General features: G+C 40.7%; 19 protein-coding genes. 12 read left to right on the top strand and 7 right to left on the bottom strand.

The features are described from left to right. The first annotated feature begins 337 nt into the window (after positions 1-337). The 3 genes from ACIROD_RS14000 to ACIROD_RS14010 all read left to right on the top strand — a co-directional run bounded on the left by ACIROD_RS14000 (position 338) and on the right by ACIROD_RS14010 (position 2,513). Complete coding sequence (locus ACIROD_RS14000) at positions 338-1,543, top strand: EAL domain-containing protein (RefSeq protein WP_241590442.1); 1,206 nt, start codon at positions 338-340, stop codon at positions 1,541-1,543. Positions 1,544-1,617: 74 nt separating this feature from the next. After that, positions 1,618-1,845: a hypothetical protein gene (locus ACIROD_RS14005; protein WP_101224523.1), complete on the top strand. Its 228-nt coding sequence runs from the start codon at positions 1,618-1,620 to the stop codon at positions 1,843-1,845. Positions 1,846-2,027: 182 nt separating this feature from the next. After that, positions 2,028-2,513: a DUF3993 domain-containing protein gene (locus tag ACIROD_RS14010; protein WP_157831112.1), complete on the top strand. Its 486-nt coding sequence runs from the start codon at positions 2,028-2,030 to the stop codon at positions 2,511-2,513. A gap of 90 nt (positions 2,514-2,603) precedes the next feature. On the opposite strand, the gene ACIROD_RS14015 is transcribed toward ACIROD_RS14010, so the two are convergent. Together ACIROD_RS14015 and ACIROD_RS14020 are read right to left on the bottom strand one after the other, a co-directional pair. Further along, positions 2,604-2,837 (bottom strand): glutaredoxin family protein, encoded by a 234-nt coding sequence (locus ACIROD_RS14015; RefSeq protein ID WP_061462251.1) that lies wholly within the window; start codon positions 2,835-2,837, stop codon positions 2,604-2,606. A 92-nt stretch (positions 2,838-2,929) separates the two neighbouring features. After that, positions 2,930-3,889 (bottom strand): MBL fold metallo-hydrolase, encoded by a 960-nt coding sequence (locus ACIROD_RS14020; RefSeq protein WP_402941662.1) that lies wholly within the window; start codon positions 3,887-3,889, stop codon positions 2,930-2,932. A gap of 183 nt (positions 3,890-4,072) precedes the next feature. Between ACIROD_RS14020 and ACIROD_RS14025 the strand changes: the two genes are divergently transcribed. The 4 genes from ACIROD_RS14025 (at position 4,073) to ACIROD_RS14040 (ending at position 6,772) form a co-directional block, all read left to right on the top strand. Further along, positions 4,073-4,312, top strand: a complete 240-nt coding sequence (locus tag ACIROD_RS14025; protein WP_034314086.1) for a YkuJ family protein — start codon at positions 4,073-4,075, stop codon at positions 4,310-4,312. 115 nt (positions 4,313-4,427) lie between these two features. After that, positions 4,428-4,574, top strand: a complete 147-nt coding sequence (locus ACIROD_RS14030) for a hypothetical protein (protein WP_202190634.1) — start codon at positions 4,428-4,430, stop codon at positions 4,572-4,574. Between the two features lie 122 nt (positions 4,575-4,696). After that, positions 4,697-5,137: a cyclic-di-AMP-binding protein CbpB gene (gene cbpB / locus ACIROD_RS14035; protein WP_402941664.1), complete on the top strand. Its 441-nt coding sequence runs from the start codon at positions 4,697-4,699 to the stop codon at positions 5,135-5,137. 129 nt (positions 5,138-5,266) lie between these two features. Further along, entirely contained in the window at positions 5,267-6,772 is a 1,506-nt protein-coding gene (locus tag ACIROD_RS14040; protein WP_402941666.1) for an MDR family MFS transporter, read from the top strand. A 40-nt stretch (positions 6,773-6,812) separates the two neighbouring features. On the opposite strand, the gene ACIROD_RS14045 is transcribed toward ACIROD_RS14040, so the two are convergent. After that, on the bottom strand, positions 6,813-7,550 hold the full coding sequence (locus tag ACIROD_RS14045; protein WP_402941668.1) for a sulfite exporter TauE/SafE family protein: 738 nt from the start codon (positions 7,548-7,550) through the stop codon (positions 6,813-6,815). A gap of 113 nt (positions 7,551-7,663) precedes the next feature. On the opposite strand from ACIROD_RS14045, the gene ACIROD_RS14050 reads away from it, so the two are divergent. From ACIROD_RS14050 to ACIROD_RS14065, 4 genes are all read left to right on the top strand, one after another. Continuing rightward, entirely contained in the window at positions 7,664-8,548 is an 885-nt protein-coding gene (locus ACIROD_RS14050; protein ID WP_402941669.1) for a transcriptional regulator CcpC, read from the top strand. A gap of 124 nt (positions 8,549-8,672) precedes the next feature. Further along, complete coding sequence (gene dapD, locus ACIROD_RS14055) at positions 8,673-9,383, top strand: 2,3,4,5-tetrahydropyridine-2,6-dicarboxylate N-acetyltransferase (RefSeq protein WP_230177595.1); 711 nt, start codon at positions 8,673-8,675, stop codon at positions 9,381-9,383. Between the two features lie 75 nt (positions 9,384-9,458). Further along, positions 9,459-10,583, top strand: a complete 1,125-nt coding sequence (locus ACIROD_RS14060; protein ID WP_101224731.1) for an N-acetyldiaminopimelate deacetylase — start codon at positions 9,459-9,461, stop codon at positions 10,581-10,583. A 58-nt stretch (positions 10,584-10,641) separates the two neighbouring features. Further along, positions 10,642-11,304, top strand: coding sequence for a potassium channel family protein (locus ACIROD_RS14065; protein WP_284702805.1), 663 nt, complete (start codon positions 10,642-10,644; stop codon positions 11,302-11,304). A gap of 741 nt (positions 11,305-12,045) precedes the next feature. Here ACIROD_RS14065 and rnjA read toward each other — a convergent pair. Together rnjA and ACIROD_RS14075 are read right to left on the bottom strand one after the other, a co-directional pair. After that, positions 12,046-13,716, bottom strand: coding sequence for a ribonuclease J1 (rnjA, locus tag ACIROD_RS14070; protein ID WP_034314071.1), 1,671 nt, complete (start codon positions 13,714-13,716; stop codon positions 12,046-12,048). Between the two features lie 3 nt (positions 13,717-13,719). Beyond that, positions 13,720-13,929 carry a DNA-dependent RNA polymerase subunit epsilon gene (locus ACIROD_RS14075; protein ID WP_034314070.1) on the bottom strand — a complete coding sequence of 70 codons (210 nt, stop codon included), beginning with the start codon at positions 13,927-13,929 and terminating at the stop codon, positions 13,720-13,722. Positions 13,930-14,812: 883 nt separating this feature from the next. Between ACIROD_RS14075 and ACIROD_RS14080 the strand changes: the two genes are divergently transcribed. Then, positions 14,813-15,580 carry a Cof-type HAD-IIB family hydrolase gene (locus ACIROD_RS14080; protein WP_232782991.1) on the top strand — a complete coding sequence of 256 codons (768 nt, stop codon included), beginning with the start codon at positions 14,813-14,815 and terminating at the stop codon, positions 15,578-15,580. Positions 15,581-15,628: 48 nt separating this feature from the next. Here the strand turns inward: ACIROD_RS14080 and def are convergent, their stop codons facing one another. Both def and ACIROD_RS14090 read right to left on the bottom strand, forming a co-directional pair. Then, positions 15,629-16,183 carry a peptide deformylase gene (def, locus tag ACIROD_RS14085; RefSeq protein WP_101224532.1) on the bottom strand — a complete coding sequence of 185 codons (555 nt, stop codon included), beginning with the start codon at positions 16,181-16,183 and terminating at the stop codon, positions 15,629-15,631. 239 nt (positions 16,184-16,422) lie between these two features. Beyond that, complete coding sequence (locus ACIROD_RS14090; protein ID WP_063231991.1) at positions 16,423-16,578, bottom strand: YjcZ family sporulation protein; 156 nt, start codon at positions 16,576-16,578, stop codon at positions 16,423-16,425. Between the last annotated feature and the right edge of the window lie 187 nt (positions 16,579-16,765).

The raw sequence follows: 16,765 nt of genomic DNA on the forward strand, positions 1-16,765 counted from the left end.
GAACGGAAGGTACGAGACTCCTGCGGGAAAAGCGAGGCCAGGGGAGACCCCGCAGGCGCAAAGACGCCGAGGTGGCTCCCGGACCGCCCGCGGAAAGCGAGTGCCTGGAGAGGAAATCGGCTTTCATTGTACAAACCATAGAAACGGTAGGCATTGTTCCATTTATGGACAATGCCTTTTCAATGATTTCTTTTCAAAACGATAGGATGAACGGGTATTTTAATGTTCTGAAAAAAGAGTTGTTCAGTAGGAATTAAAATTATTTATTATCAATGCCGGAAACTAATGGTATAATTTTGGCATATTGGTGTTTTCGTAATTAGGGGGAAGATGCATCATGGATACAGAAAAGATATTAAAGAATTTAGACAAGGTGACACCATTCTTTCAACCGATTTTCAGTGCAGATCAACATCAGGTAATCGGGTATGAAATTCTAGGGCGCTATGAGGAACAGGCGGAATATAAAAGTCTTGGCCCTTTTTTTCACGATTCTGCAGTGCCGGAAGAGTATAGGGTGGAAGTGGATAATTACGTACTTGAAATTGCCTTGGAGAGAATAAAAGACTATGGTGAAGATTTTCTTATCTTTATCAACAGAGATCCTAATTTGCTTATGCTGGATCATGGCGAAGAATTCATGGAGATATTACATCGTCATTTTCAACCGGAGGAAATGCACCGGATCGTGCTGGAATTATCAGACACGATCAGTCCGGAAAACTTAGATCCTTTGCAGCATGTGCTTGCTTACTTTAAAACATATGGGATTAAGATAGCTTTAGATCATTTAGGGGAAGATACGCAATTGGACCGAATCGCACAGATTTCTCCGAATATTTTAAAAGTTAACCTGGACCAGCTTCGCATTTCAGGTGGAGATGCCTATCAGGTCATCCTGTTTTCTCTAAGCATGCTTGCACGAAAAATCGGCGCCAATTTACTATTTGAAAACATTGAGTCCGAATACCAGCTTCGCTTTGCATGGAAGAATGGGGGACGATATTATCAAGGGTATTTTTTGGCGAAACCGGAAGGCGAGTTCATTAATAAAGATTTACTTCGTGAAAAATTCCATCAAGAATGTCAGTCTTTCATTTCTTTAGAGACCAAGAAGCTTGAAGCCGTTTATCAAAAGACTTTGCAATTCAACGAGAATATGCAAAACTTCTTAAAGCAGCATAAACGGGCCGGCTCCCATGAAGAGTTTCTCGGAGTTTTGGCGAAAAAGTTGGATTCCGTATGTTTCCGGCTTTATATTTGTGATGAAGAAGGGTATCAAAAATCTCCCAATATCCTCCATAAGGACGGGCAATGGTTAGTCCAACCGAGCTATATGAATAAAAATTGGAGCTGGAGACCTTACTTTCTCGAAAATATCGTAAAGATGCGTAATCGGAAAACAGGAATACTATCCGATTTATACAGTGATATCGAAACGGGAGAAACCATTCGGACCTTTTCATATCCCCTGAATAATAAGGAATACATTTTCTGTGATCTTTCTTATAGTTATTTATATGAAAATGAAGCATTGTTATAAAAAACGATTCATGAATATAATCGCTTTAAATGTGTAACGATAAGCAGAAATGATGCGCTTGGAGGAGACATATTTTGAGCACGTACATCTGGATTCTAATCATAATCGTTACAGTCATGGCGTTATATCTGCTCTTTTATACTTATTCTGTGGCAAGGGCACAGAAAGTGAAAGCCAGATATGATTCGACTATCGATGATACAGTTAAAGAACATCCTTATTTAAAGAACCCGATATTAGTTTCTCTTTTAGTTGGGACGATTTTGGTTGCCGGTTTTATTTTTTACTATGCTTTTCGATAGGTGTAAGAAGAAGATTTCAATATCATGAAATCTTCTTTTTTATTGTGAAGAATGGGCAATGGTTTCAAGGTCTAACGGAGAAATTAATTTTTGTAGTTTGGCTTTGATCTTGACGGGTATTGAAAGACATGGGCAAAAATCCGAATCATTAGGAGAAATTCTATAATTAGGAGATGATTGTAATGAGTAAATATTTAGTTGCATGTCTTGCCAGCGTCCTTTTATTTTTAAGTGGAGGGTTCACTGCTTCAGCGGAGGGCTTACATAGAGAGGAAGTATTATCCTTAGTACAGGATGCCATGGAGAATCAAGGCTCGATCAGTGAGGAAGTACGTACTAAGGAAGCGATTGAAGGGAAGTTGGATAAACATTTCACAGATGACTTCATCGAGAAGTTCGTCCAAGCGAATGTAGTGAAAGTCGATGGCGGTTATACCGCATTTGGATCAGATTTCGCACCATATTATATCCCATTTTTCAGCTACGACAAAAATACGGAAATTATATATGGGAAAAACGGTGACTTCATTTATGTTCAAGAGGAATTCCAGGACACAGGGGACGGACCTGTATCGATGGAAAAACATGTTGAATCAGTTACTTTGAAAAAGGAAAATGGGGTTTGGAAGATAATGGACGTAAAGTATGGAAGTGAAAAAATGGAATAAGGGATTTAGAAGAAAGTCCTTCAAAGTGAAAGGTATAGAGGCTGAAATGAAAAAGTCCAGGGAAGGTTACAGCCTTCCCTGGACTTTTTGTTATATATTCAGTTCTTTCTTTATTTCGTCCAATTCAAAACCAATAATGGCTTTCCCATCGATGACGACCGTCGGTGTGGAATAGGCGCCATATTTATTCGTTAGTTCTTTTCGTGCATGCCCATCCGCTTTAATATCTTTTTCTTTGTATACGACATTATTATCATCAAAGAACATTTTCATGATTTTGCAGGGAGGGCAATCAGGTTGGGTATAGAGCGTAACGTCTTTCATTTCATTCCTCCATGTATGCTTTAGGTAAGGTTTACTTTTTCATTATAGAGAATACCAAGACATTTGAATAGGAAAAAACCTTAAGGACCATTCTACCGATCTTTATCCTGTTTTATCAGGTAGTCTATCAATCCCATGGAACAAACGTTAAGGTCCATGGCAATGATATCAAAAACAGGATGATCAGCGGTGATTCCCTTTTCGCTTAAATGAACAGCGACCTCCGTGAAAATATTTTTACTGGTAGCTGCCACTTGTTCCTCGAAGCCAGCATATTCCCTATATGCCGATTTGGCAGTCTCCACGAATTTAGGCAGCCAGTAATGAAGTTGTTTATAGACTTCCTTAGGATTTTCCGATACCCCGTAATGACCAAAATATATACGTTCGACGCCGATGCTTTCATACAATTCCGCTGCAGCAAGCATCGCATCGGGATTAAATTGGTTTGGCGATGTGGACGGTAAGTAAAATTCCAAACCTTCTTCATCGAGTTCACGATAATAGATGCCTACGGTGTCACCTGAAAACATCCCTTTTGAAACTGAATCGAAAATGCTTAAATGATGGTTAGCGTGTCCTGGCGTGTCATAAAAGGTCAACTTGGAATTTTCACTTGTTTTTAGCGATTCCCTATCATGTTTAGTCAGGATTCTATCTATTGGAATAGGTAATATCGGATTGAATAGCTTGTTGAATTCTTCACCATAGACCGCTTTAGCCCCAGCGATCAAACGTGTTGGATCTTCTAGATGCCGTGCGCCTTTTGGGTGGACGATCACTTTCGCATTCGGACAATGTTGTAAAAAAAGTCCAGCTCCGCCTGCATGGTCCAAATGAATATGGGTAAGAATGATATATGTAATATCTTCGAGGGCGATACCCAAATGTTCGAGCCCCTTCATTAAGTGGGGGATGGAAGGGCTGGCAGAAGTTTCGACTAAGGTGATGTCTTCATCGGCAATTACATATGTTCCTGTACGATTTCTTCTATCCAAATCAAAACCATCAATCAATGAAATGCGATATCCAAGCTCACTAATGTTTTGCAACAGAATCTACCCCCAGAAAATTTTTCATGTACAAAATCCATTCCTTATTTTATTCTGTTAATAGTGCCATGTAAAGAATGAAGTTTTAAATTATTCTGAATTTATTTCAGCGTGGCTACTGGATAGAAAAGTATGGTATAGTGAAACCTATCGAAAAGGTTTTATTCAGAAAGGAGAGGGAGTATGTCTCAATTACAGGGCATCCTTACCAGATTGAAAAGTCTTCAAGAGCAAGCGAAGGAATCTGAATCTGCTCAACGTTTTTTTGAAATAGATGGTGTGAAAAAGTGCCAGGTTACATATTTCAGCAAAACAGAAATGTTCGAGCTTGAAGTATACAGTGATAAAGGGAAATCATCTAAATATCAATTCGATAATATTGATATGATTACCATTGAAATCTTTGATCTTCTTCAATCTTAAAAAAATCACAAAAAGCCGCCTTCCATTGGAAGCGGCTTTTTTATTTTTAACCGGTCAATTTTTACTTGAATGAAGTAGTGATTTTTACGACATCTTATTAATTGGAGGGATGTAAATGAAAAATCCAATGGTAATATGCCCGGCATGCGGTGAGGAAAGGGAAATGGAAAATGTATTAACCGCACAATCCAACCAAAATGTGATTTACCAATGCCCGGAATGCGGTTTTAAACAGGTTAACATCAAAACTAGTAAGGGCTAAGGGTCTATTGCGGAAATCCCGCCGATTGGGATTTTATTGGTCTAGGAATGAGCCTTTTCCGCTTACATATGTTAAACTATAGAAAGAGCTGTATATAAAAACATATGGTAAGGGGTTTTAACATGATCGGTACTCATGATGGGGATTTATTGGAAACCAGCGTTAAAGACTTAATGATTTCTTCTGAACGCGTGGCCCACGTGCAGGTAACCAATAATTTAGAACATGCACTATTGGTATTAACAAAGAGCGGTTATACGGCCATTCCTGTGTTAGATCCGATGTATAAACTGCATGGTTTAATTAGCACACCAGTCATTCTTGATTCAATCTTGGGACTGGAGCGAATTGAATTTGATAATCTTGAGAATAAAAAAGTTTCCGAAATAATGAATATAGAAATACCTCGCCTGCATATTGAAGATACATTGACCAAGGGTGTGGAATTGTTGATTGATCATCCGTTTGTCTGTGTAGAGAATGACGAACATGTATTTGAAGGTATCTTAACGAGAAGGGCAATCATGAAAAAGGTATTTAAACAAAATACACCTGATAAATAAGCAAGGCATAAAATGATGGTTAACCTCAAGACTCGCCAGTTGGCGAGTTTTCTTGTTTTTTTACATATTCTAACCAGCTAGTGGTAAAGTCTATAAAAACAATTAAGGTCTAAGGGGAGGATGCGGGAATTGGGCCAAGCAGTGGATAGTGCAAAAGTGCAGAATAAAAAATTGAAACGTCCCTTCATACTAGCTGCCATCATGTTGGCTATGTTTATGAATGCTATTGAAGGAACGATCGTTTCGACGGCAATGCCAGCCATTGTAAGTGATTTAGGTGGTTTTTCACTTTACAGCTGGGTGTTTTCAAGTTATTTGCTAATGAACGCCGTAACAGTCTTGATTTATGGTAAGCTATCGGATATTCTCGGAAGAAAACCTGTCTTATTGTTTGGAATCGTTGTCTTTTTAATTGGCTCCATTCTTTGCGGCTTTGCCGATTCCATGACGGAACTCATCATTTATCGCTTTGTACAAGGATTCGGGGCGGGAGCTGTAGCTCCTGTAGCTTCGACGATTGTTGGTGATATTTATAAAAATGAAGAGAGGGCCCGCGTTCAAGGGTATCTATCGAGCGTTTGGGGCATTTCAGCGGTCATGGGACCCGCTTTGGGCGGCGTGCTCGTTGAATCCCTGACATGGAAGCTTGTCTTTTGGGTTAATGTTCCTTTGGGCTTATTATCTTTTATTGGGATTTGGATTTTCCTTCATGAAAAAATCGAAAAGAAAAAACGTGATATCGATTACCTGGGTGCAGCGCTATTGACGTTATCCATATCCACTCTCATGGTGATACTCGTAGAAGGAGGAGTGAAATGGTCATGGGCTTCAGCTCCGGTCATTTCCTTGGCATTAGTGGCCATCATCACCTTCATCTTATTCATCCTTCAGGAAAAGAAAGCGGCCGAACCGATGATGCCATTTGAAATTTGGCAGGAGCGTTCGATTCTGATTGCGAACCTTGTATCCCTGACGACAGGGGTGATGATGATTGGATTATCAAGTTTCCTCCCGACATTCGTTCAGGGCGTGATGGAGCGCTCACCCACGGTAGCTGGTTTTACATTGACAGCCATGTCGATTGGCTGGCCGATCGCATCAATGATCTCAGGCAGGTTATTGATGAAAATAGGATTCAAATCAACCTCCCTCCTTGGAGGGTGCTCATTGGTCCTTGGGAGTTTGATCCTAGTATGGATGAAGCCGGAGGCCGGGCCACTGATTGCTGCCATGGGATCATTCTTTGTCGGTGTAGGCATGGGGTTGACTTCTACCTCATTCATTGTCGTCATTCAAAAAACAGTTAGCTGGGAACGCAGGGGCATTGCGACAGCTTCCAATATGTTTATGCGTAATTTAGGTAATACGGTAGGTGCCGCATTGCTTGGAGGAATCATGAATATGAGACTTCAAGCCTATTTGAACGAGCATGCGCCTTCCGGCTCGGGAGTGACGATAAATACGGCTAACAAACTGTTGAACAGTGAAGAACGCATGTCGCTTCCTGAAAATGTGGTGAAGGTTTTACAGGAAGGACTTACATTGTCACTGCAGACGATTTATCTCATTGTTCTAGTCTTCTCTATAATCAGCTTCCTGTTACTTACGAGATTAAGAAAAAATAAGAAGGCATAGGAAAAAAAAGGCAGACTCTTTAAATGGAGTTTGCCTTTTTTTAAGGAAACGCGACTCTGATGATCAATTGAATCAATAATGCGATCGTGACCGAATGTAAAATGAATTTCAATTGTCGAGTGGAGATTTTTTGAGCCACCCGCAGGGCCAGCTGTGATCCGATCAGGGAACCTATCGTGTAATAAATGGCGATCTCCCAGGCAATGTTACCGGCAAGGAAATAGGTGATGAATGCAGCTGTACAGCTAATGAAAGTTTGGAATCTAGTAAAAGCCAGGGATTGAAGGTAGGTGGCCCCATTTCTTAAAAAGGTATACATGAGCATGGTTGCCTGTCCCGGTCCGAACATACCGTCATAAACACTGATTCCGAATAGGGATGGGTAAACCTTTTTTGGGAGATGCCAATCCGCTTCACCGGAAGGTTTCGGTTTTTTTATGAAATTCATGATCAAAGCGACAGTCAAAAGACAGATGGCCAATAGATTCATCGCCTTTTCAGAGAATGAATTAGCAAGCAGCCCGCCAAAGAAGCCACCGAAAAGGGCAAATGGGATTAACTGGAGGGCATCCTTCAGTTTTAACTGTTTCTGCTTGAATAAAATATAAAAACTGGAAAAAGAAGAAAACATATTGGAAAACTTGACTGAACCAATAACCTGGTGGATGGGTAAACCTATCAACAAAAGGGATGGCATGCCGATAAGACCGCCACTCCCGGCCAATGTGCCGACAAAGGATGCTGCAAAACTGATGACAAGCAATAAAATGATCGTCAAAGGATATCCACTCCGTTTCTTTTCACTTGTATTATAAGCCGACTTTGTTGATAATAAAATTTAAATAAATTAATTCATCATGATAAGATTTGATTATCAAGAGGTTGGTGTGTATGTCATTTTCAGAATTTCATTTATTATCCGTGCTTGCTCAGGAAATGAATATGAGAAAAGCGGCTGAGCGGCTGTTCGTTTCCCAGCCTGCTTTATCTCAGCGTTTACAATCAATAGAAAAGGATTGGGGCTCGAAACTGTTTTTGCGTTCACAAAAAGGGCTGTCACTGACGCCAGCAGGCGAAGCGGTAATTCGTTTGGCCAATGAAGTCATAGAAAAAGAAGAAAAGGTCAAGGAAAGTATCCAAGCTATGGACCATGAAGTATATGGGACCTTGAAGATAGCCTGCGCCTCGATTGTCGGTCAAAATTGGCTGCCGCAAGTATTGAAAAAGTTCGTCCAAAAATACCCGTATGCCAAAATTTCCTTGATCACTGGCTGGAGCAGTGAGATTTTAAAGTCTTTGTATGAAGGGCAAGTGCATATTGGCATCATAAGGGGAGCCCCGGATTGGAAAGGGGTAAAACAGCATTTATTCACGGATATGCTTTATTTGGTGGATACTGAAATGAAGGAACTGAATCAAGTGTTCGAAACGGACCGGCCATTCATTCAGTTTAAAAGCGATTCTAATTATTACCAGGAAATCCAGGACTGGTGGCATCGGCAATTTAAAACGACACCAAAAAACACCATAGTCGTGGATCAAATCGAAACATGCAAACAAATGGTGTTTAATGGTATAGGATATGCGATCCTGCCAGCCATCACTTTACATGATAAAGATACGAATGTTTTTAAAATCCCTCTACTGGATGGGCATAACCACTCAATCGAACGTGATACATGGCTTTGCGGCTATGAATCTGCCTTTCAGTTAAAGCAAGTCCAGGCATTCACGGAAGTGGTGAAAGAGCATATTCGTGACCAAGGAATGTTATAGGTCCGCCTACGAAAATGTCAATAGGGCAGAATAATATATAAGAGTGACATTCAACTTGTCTTGCCGGCTGTTGTCTGGTAAATTTAAAACGAGTAATGATACATATTTAGGAGGTTTACCCGGAATGAATAAAATGGATGCACACGAAATTATTTCTTTTATCTCAAATAGTAAAAAATCTACACCTGTAAAGGTATATGTGAAAGGCGATTTAGAAGGCATGGATTTTGGTCCAGCTTCTAAAACTTTCATTACAGGAAATACAGGGGTTGTATTCGGTGAGTGGTCTGAAGTCGAAGAAGCAATCAAGGCAGCAGGAACAAAAATCGAGGATTATGTAGTTGAAAATGATCGTCGTAACTCTGCCATTCCTTTATTGGACCTAAAAGGCATCAAAGCCCGTATCGAGCCTGGTGCAATAATCCGTGACCAAGTATCCATTGGAGACAACGCAGTCATCATGATGGGTGCATCAATCAATATTGGTTCTGTTATCGGTGAAGGTACAATGATCGACATGAACGCAATACTGGGCGGACGTGCAACAGTGGGCAAAAACTGTCACGTAGGTGCAGGTGCCGTTTTAGCAGGTGTGATCGAGCCGCCTTCCGCACAACCGGTCATTTTGGAAGATGATGTGTTAATCGGAGCCAATGCGGTCGTACTGGAAGGTGTCAAAATCGGTGAAGGTTCCGTTGTGGCTGCTGGTGCAGTTGTAACGAAAGACGTTCCTCCATATTCCGTGGCTGCTGGTATCCCGGCGAGGGTCATTAAACAAATTGACGAAAAAACAAAATCAAAAACAGAAATCATGCAAGAACTTCGTCAACTTTAATTTCTTTAGTGAATATTGCCTGAAGCGTGGATAACTATATCCACGCTTTCTGTATAGGGAGGGAATAACGTGAAAATAAATCCTTTTGCCGAGATCCGGCGTGATTTGCATCAAATACCGGAGATAGGATTCAAGGAATTCAAGACGCAGCAATACCTACTGAATTACATAACGAACCTTGCCCAGGAGCGAATGGAAATCGAAACTTGGCGGACTGGGATATTCGTGAAAGTGAAGGGAAGGAATCCGCGAAAAACTATTGGCTACCGGGCTGATATTGACGGTCTGCCGATAAAAGAGGAAACCGGGTTGCCGTTCACATCCAACCACGAGGAATATATGCATGCCTGCGGTCATGATTTTCATATGAGCATAGGTTTGGGGTTATTGACATATTTCACTGAAAATCCGATTGATGATGACTTGCTATTCATTTTCCAGCCTGCAGAAGAGGGGCCTGGAGGAGCTGAACCAATGCTTAAATCGGAAACGATGAAAAAATGGAAGCCGGACATGATCCTTGCTTTACATATTGCTCCAGAGTATCCAGTTGGTACGATTGCCGTAAAAGAAGGGCTTCTATTTGCCAATACATCTGAATTATTCATCGATTTGAGGGGGAAAGGGGGGCATGCAGCCTATCCGCATGAAACAAATGACATGGTCATTGCGGCCTGCTCGCTTGTAGGGCAGCTGCAAACAATCGTTTCAAGGAATGTCAATCCACTTGATTCAGCTGTCATTACAGTTGGGAAGATTACTGGAGGCACCGTTCAAAACATTATTGCGGAGACAGCACGGTTAGAAGGCACAATACGCACCCTTAACCCCGAATCAATGGTAAAGGTCAAGTCAAGAATAAAAGCGCTTGTGGATGGTATACAAGTGGGATATGAGTGCTTGGCTGATATCGACTATGGAGCGATGTATCACCAGGTATATAATGAAGAACGGTTGACCAGGGAATTCATGGAATTTACAGAGAAGTCAAACGCTGTCCATTTGCATTGTTGTACTGAAGCGATGACCGGTGAAGATTTTGGATATATGTTAAAGGAGATTCCAGGATTCATGTTCTGGCTGGGGGTTTCATCGGAATACGGATTGCACCACGCCAAGTTAAGTCCTGATGAAAAAGCGATTGAACTCGCGATCAATCACTTGACGGAATATATAACGTTTAAAGGAAGCGAAGCGTAAAAATGCTTTTCAGTACAGAACATGCTCTAAAGAGAGAACGAATCACGTTGGAGGGCTTATTGTGAAAAAAGAATTTGCGGTGATTGGACTTGGCCGTTTTGGAGGCAGCATAGTCAGGACATTAGCTGAAGAAGGATTAGGGGTTCTGGCCATCGATGCTGACGAAGATCGAGTGAATGAATTTGCCAGGATAGCTTCACATGCCGTTGTAGGGGATACTACGGATGAAAATGTGCTGAGAAACATAGGTATTCGTAATTTTGATCACGTCATTGTAGCGATTGGCGAGAATATTCAAGCTAGTATATTGACGACCCTCATGCTTAAGGAATTGGGTGTCGGAAATGTAACGGTTAAAGCGCAAAATGATTATCATGAGAAGGTTCTCCGGAAAATCGGGGCCGATTTTGTCGTGCATCCCGAACGAGATATGGGAAGAAGGATTGCCCATAATATCGTCTCCAATAATATTCTCGATTATTTGGAGCTTTCTGATGAACACTCCATCGTCGAAATTGTTGCCAGCCAAAAGATGAATGGAAACTCGATATTTGACCTTGATATCCGTGCTCACTATGGGCTGAATATCGTCGCGATCAAAAGAGGGAACGAAATAAATGTCTCCCCGCAGGCGAGCGATTTAATTCATAAGGGTGATATATTGATCGTCATCGGCGCGGATTCGGACATCAATCGCTTTGAAAAAAAAATTGTGGAATAAGCAAGCGTCCTGCTAAAATCGAGCAGCGCTTTTATCAAAGGAAAACAAAAAGGTTTCGGAATGGTCTCATTCCGAAACTTTTTTGTTTTTTAAATTGGATTTGAAGTAGTTATAGAGAAATAGCCTGCATGACAATTTTTTAATTCCCTTAAGTAGTCCTACGAAAACCATTCTTTTCTTTTACATCTGCAATTACACGCAATATTGTTTCTTTGCGTTTCGCATATATAGATTTTACATCGACATAATGATCTTTACTTTCTGTACACTGTGATAAAAGTGAACAAGTCGTACAAATGGGTTTGGATGATTTATACTCTCTATTTTGGTTTATTTCTTCTTGAAGGCGTACTGATAGGCTCGTGTTTCCGGCACTGGCTTTCCACAGTGTGGAATCAACAAATACATGCTTCTTATCAGTTTACTTTCGGAAGCTTTCCATTAAGATGGGATAGAAAATCTATTCAAGCATCCTTATCACCACAAGTTTTAATACTCCTTTTATAAAATAAAAAAGACTGTAGGCAAAAAGAGTTCTATCTACTGTTAAAACAAAGTTGATTGGTGCGAGTGTTCTCTAGACTCCTGCGGAGTACCGCGGCCAAGGTGAGACCCCACAGGCGCCGAGGAGGCTCCCGGAAGCCCGTGGAAAGCGAGTGCCTGGAGTGAATTCAACGTTCGAGATTTACAAACCCAAACAAAAAAAGCCCAGCCAAATGATGGCTGGGCTTCTTCTATTATTTATTGCACTTCCATGATGATTGGTAGGATCATCGGACGGCGTTTAGTTTTTTCATATAGGAATGGAGATAGAGTGTCTGTAATTTCATTTTTGATTTCAGACCATTGTGTAGTTTTGCGATCCATCACCTTATTTAGATGCTTGGTGATCAAGGATTGAGCATCGCTGATCAGGTCTCCAGATTCTCTCATATAAACAAATCCGCGTGAAATGATGTCAGGACCCGATGCGATTTTGAATTCCTTCATATTGATGCTGACAACGACGACGACAAGACCTTCCTCGGAAAGAATCCGACGATCTCGGAGAACGATATTACCGATATCCCCGATGCCGCTTCCATCGATATAAACCGAACCTGAAGGGATTTTACCAGCGATTTGTGCTGTGTTTTCACTTAAGGAAAGAACTTCACCATTATCCATGATAAAGCAATTTTCTTCCGGAACTCCGCAATCGACTGCATGGCGGGCATGAAGTTTTTGCATACGGTATTCACCATGGATTGGCATGAAGAATTTTGGTTTTATCAAGCGAAGCATTAGCTTTTGTTCCTGCTGTCCTCCATGCCCCGATGTATGAATGTCATTCAAAGGACCTGAAATGACGTCTGCTCCTGCACGATATAATTGATTGATCGTTCTGGAAACACTGATTGTGTTACCTGGGATAGGTGAAGAAGAAAATACGACAGTATCACCAGGGATGATTTGAATTTGGCGGTGAGTGCCATTCGCTATGCGCGACAGCGCTGCCATTGGTTCGCCTTGGCTGCCTGTACAAAGGATGGTTACTTTATTCGCAGGCATGCGATTCAATTGCTGTACATCAATAAATGTATCTTTAGGCGCTACGATATAACCAAGATCTTGTCCAATTGATATGGCTGAATCCATGCTCCGGCCAAAAACGGCTATTTTACGTCCGTTAGCCACGGCTGCTTCCACAACTTGCTGAAGGCGATGGATGTTCGATGCAAACGTTGCAAAAATGATCCGGCCGTCAACCTTACGGAAAATGTCTTGAATGGTATCGCCGACACGGCTTTCGGACATAGTAAAGTTCTGCACTTCACTATTTGTGCTATCCGAGAGTAAGCACAATACGCCTTCTTTACCGATTTCCGCCATCTTGGTCAGGTTAGCAGGCTCGCCCACTGGTGTGAAGTCGAATTTAAAATCACCAGTATGGACAATTTGTCCAGGTGGCGTTTTAACGACGATCCCATAAGAATCAGGGATACTGTGAGTTGTGCGGAAGAAAGAAACGGACGTCTTCCGGAACTTGATCACTTCATCTTCACTGATTTCAATCATGGTTGTCTGACGTAAAAGGCCGTGTTCTTCCAATTTATTACGAAGCAGTCCAAGTGCCAGCTTCCCGCCGTATACAGGGACATTCACTTTTCTAAGTAAATAAGGAATCCCGCCAATATGGTCTTCATGACCATGGGTAATGAAAACACCTTTAATTTTATCTACATTTTTCTCTAAATAGCTGTAATCTGGAATCACATAGTCAATACCGAGAAGTTCATCTTCAGGAAATTTAATTCCAGCATCAATGATGATGATTTCATCTTGAAACTGAACAGCATATGTGTTCTTACCGATTTCGCCTAAACCGCCCAGGGCGAATACAGCTGTTTGATCGTTTTTTACAAATTTCATAAATTATAGCTCCAATACTTTGTAATCTTCATTTTGTTTTTCATATTCTAAATATGCTCCGGTTACGGGTAGTACGATTTCTACGTTATAAGGTTCTTTTTTTAGTTTTAAACGGACGTCACGAACGGATTCACCTTCGACAAACATTGTTTTAGTATTCTCCCTGATGGGAACCTCTGATATGGTTACTTGATAGTATACCTTAAAAACCATTTTAATCTCTCCTCACTTGTTTGCATTGCTTTTTTCATTATATATAAAAACAACAATTTTTTCATGTTTTTCAACATCATGTAAAAATAAACCCAGCTCCGCCATAAAAACGGAAGGGGTTTGATGAATTAAATATACCAATGTCTAAAAGTATATAAAAAAATAGATGGCAGATTTGGTATCAACCCGATTGTAGCTTCCTCTATCTTATATCCTATCCGTTTTTGCCATGTGTAAAACTTAAATCATCTGATCTTTTTTTCGCAAACGATTTCTTTCTAAATTAATATAGTATCACTGTGTACAGCGTTTCATGAAAAGACAACGACTCATATTTTGATTGAAATATGTATTCACCTGACCATATAAAAGCCAAGAAAGAATGCTTAACAAGAACTTTACAACAAGGAAGAAGCCCTCCGCAAGTTTTTGAAGGGCTGTCCGAAAAAAATTCGCATATGGATGACGGCCAAGGCAGGAATGAGTGGCAAATCATGCGATAGATTTTTTTCTTAAAAGATCATTCCACTGTTTAACAAGCTTTTTACGAAGCTTTTTTAACATGGCGATCACGCTCCCTTAGTTATTATTGTATAGGATTATTCAATAATGTAAATACGTCTTTACAGGTACTTGGCCCATTTTTGAAAAAAAAGGCTCATTCAAACAAGCAACTGGGATTTTAGAGGCAAGAAGGGTGGGAGAAGTGTAATCTGGACAGCCTTAGCTGGTTTCTAATTAAGAATAGTATATGCCCATTCCTGAATAAAAAACGTAACTTTGAGTTGGATACGGTAGAGTTACTTGACTTATCTTGATGACAATTATTAAATGGGTACATATTAAAAAAGGAAAAAATGAATGAATTGGAAGTGAATCGTTAGTGAAAATCGTATTCTTTGATATTGACGGAACATTGCTTGATCATGAAAAAAAGTTACCTGCTTCAACAAAAAAAGCCATAAAGCAACTGCAGGATAGCGGGGTTTTTGTAGCGATTGCCACAGGAAGGGCTCCCTTCATGTTCGAGTCCTTAAGGGAAGAGCTTGGCATCGATACATTCGTAAGTTTCAATGGACAATATGTTGTTTTTGAAGGGAAAGTCGTTTATAAAAACCCTTTGAGCATACCTGAAATAAAACGGCTCCACGAACATGCTGAAAAAAATGAAATCCCGATCGTTTTCATGAATGAGGAGACAATGAAATCGAGTGTTCCTCATCATAGCCGAATTGAAGAGGCATTAAGCAGCCTGAAGTTTCCCCATCCTGAACATGTGGCAGATTTTTATGAGGACCATGATATATACCAAGCGTTATTATTCTGCTCGGAAGATGAAGAAGGGAACTTTGTTGGGAATTATGATGACTTTCACTTCATTAGATGGCATGAGTATTCGACGGATGTACTTCCATTCGGGGGTTCGAAAGCTGAAGGCATTAAAATATTAATGGAAAAAGTCGGGTTTGCTCTGGAGGATGTTTACGCTTTTGGAGATGGCTTAAATGATATAGAGATGTTAAAAGTAGCGGGATATGGCGTGGCAATGGGGAATGCCGGTCAACTTGTGAAGCAAGAGGCCGACTTTGTAACGAAGGATGTCGATGATGATGGCATACTTTTTGGTTTGAAGGAGCTTGAATTGATATAAAAAAACAAAACCCCCGTCCACCAACAGGCGGGGGTTTTGCTTATTACGTTACCTTTCCACCGCAATGGAATTTTCCGGAATGGCATAAGGGTCTTCCGGGTTGATATGATCATAGAACATGATTCCATTAAGGTGGTCGATTTCATGTTGAAAACAAATTGCTGCGATGCCTTTCAGGCGGAGTTGAACCGATTTTCCTTCCAGGTCCGTACCCACAACCGTTATTCGAGCATAACGTGGCACGTAGCCAGAAACGGGACGATTTACGGAAAGGCAGCCTTCTCCGGATGTCAAGTATGCTTTTTCCACTGAATGGCTAATGAGTTTAGGGTTGAAAAGTGCATAGCTATACAGTTGATCATCTTTTTCTTTCAAATGTACTGCAATCATCCTTTTTGAAACATTCACTTGAGGTGCAGCCAGGCCAATTCCTGCCCTTAACCCATATATAGCAGCAATATCGGGCTTCTGGCTGTTTTGGACATATTCCATCAGGCTGGCTAAAAGTTGTTTATCTTCAAATGATGCCGGAAGCGGAACCTCTACCGCTACTTGCCTTAAGATTGGGTCGTCTTCATTAACAAAATCATCCATGGTTAGCATAATCTCTCACCCCATAAAAATTCTAATAATATGTATAGGGTTATTTTAACAAAAAAAATGCTGAAAGTTAATGGATGGCCTAATTAAAGAAAAATGGAAGGAATGGAATCAAATCGATTAATTCCTATTCCAACCATTATTTTATTGCCTGTTGAGGTCTATTTAAAAAAATAAATCATTTTTTGTGAATCAGGGTAAATAGTTAACATTTTCGGGTAAAGGTAATAGTAATTACCTGCTTAGCATAAACACGCGCCGACAATGATTAGCAGAATGAACAGGACAATGATTATGGCGAAGCCGCTTCCAAAGCCGCAGCCTCCACCATCACCATAACCATAGCTGGGTGCAACGGAAACCGGATAACAACATTCCTGGTTGGAACCTCCATACATAATTTCATACCTCCGTTTTTGTATTATTAAAATGCTGACCACTCTGATTTGAAACGGTCCCTACAGCCTATGCAGTATGGTTTAAAGGGTGTAGGCTAGCGCCCAGTAATGAAAAAAACCTGTTCGGAATATTATTGTAACAAGTGTCAGCGGCTTATAAGGGAATTTAGGGAAATATGAATCTTCG

The organism is Peribacillus sp. NPDC101481 (assembly GCF_044767165.1).
GTDB lineage: Bacteria > Bacillota > Bacilli > Bacillales > DSM-1321 > Peribacillus.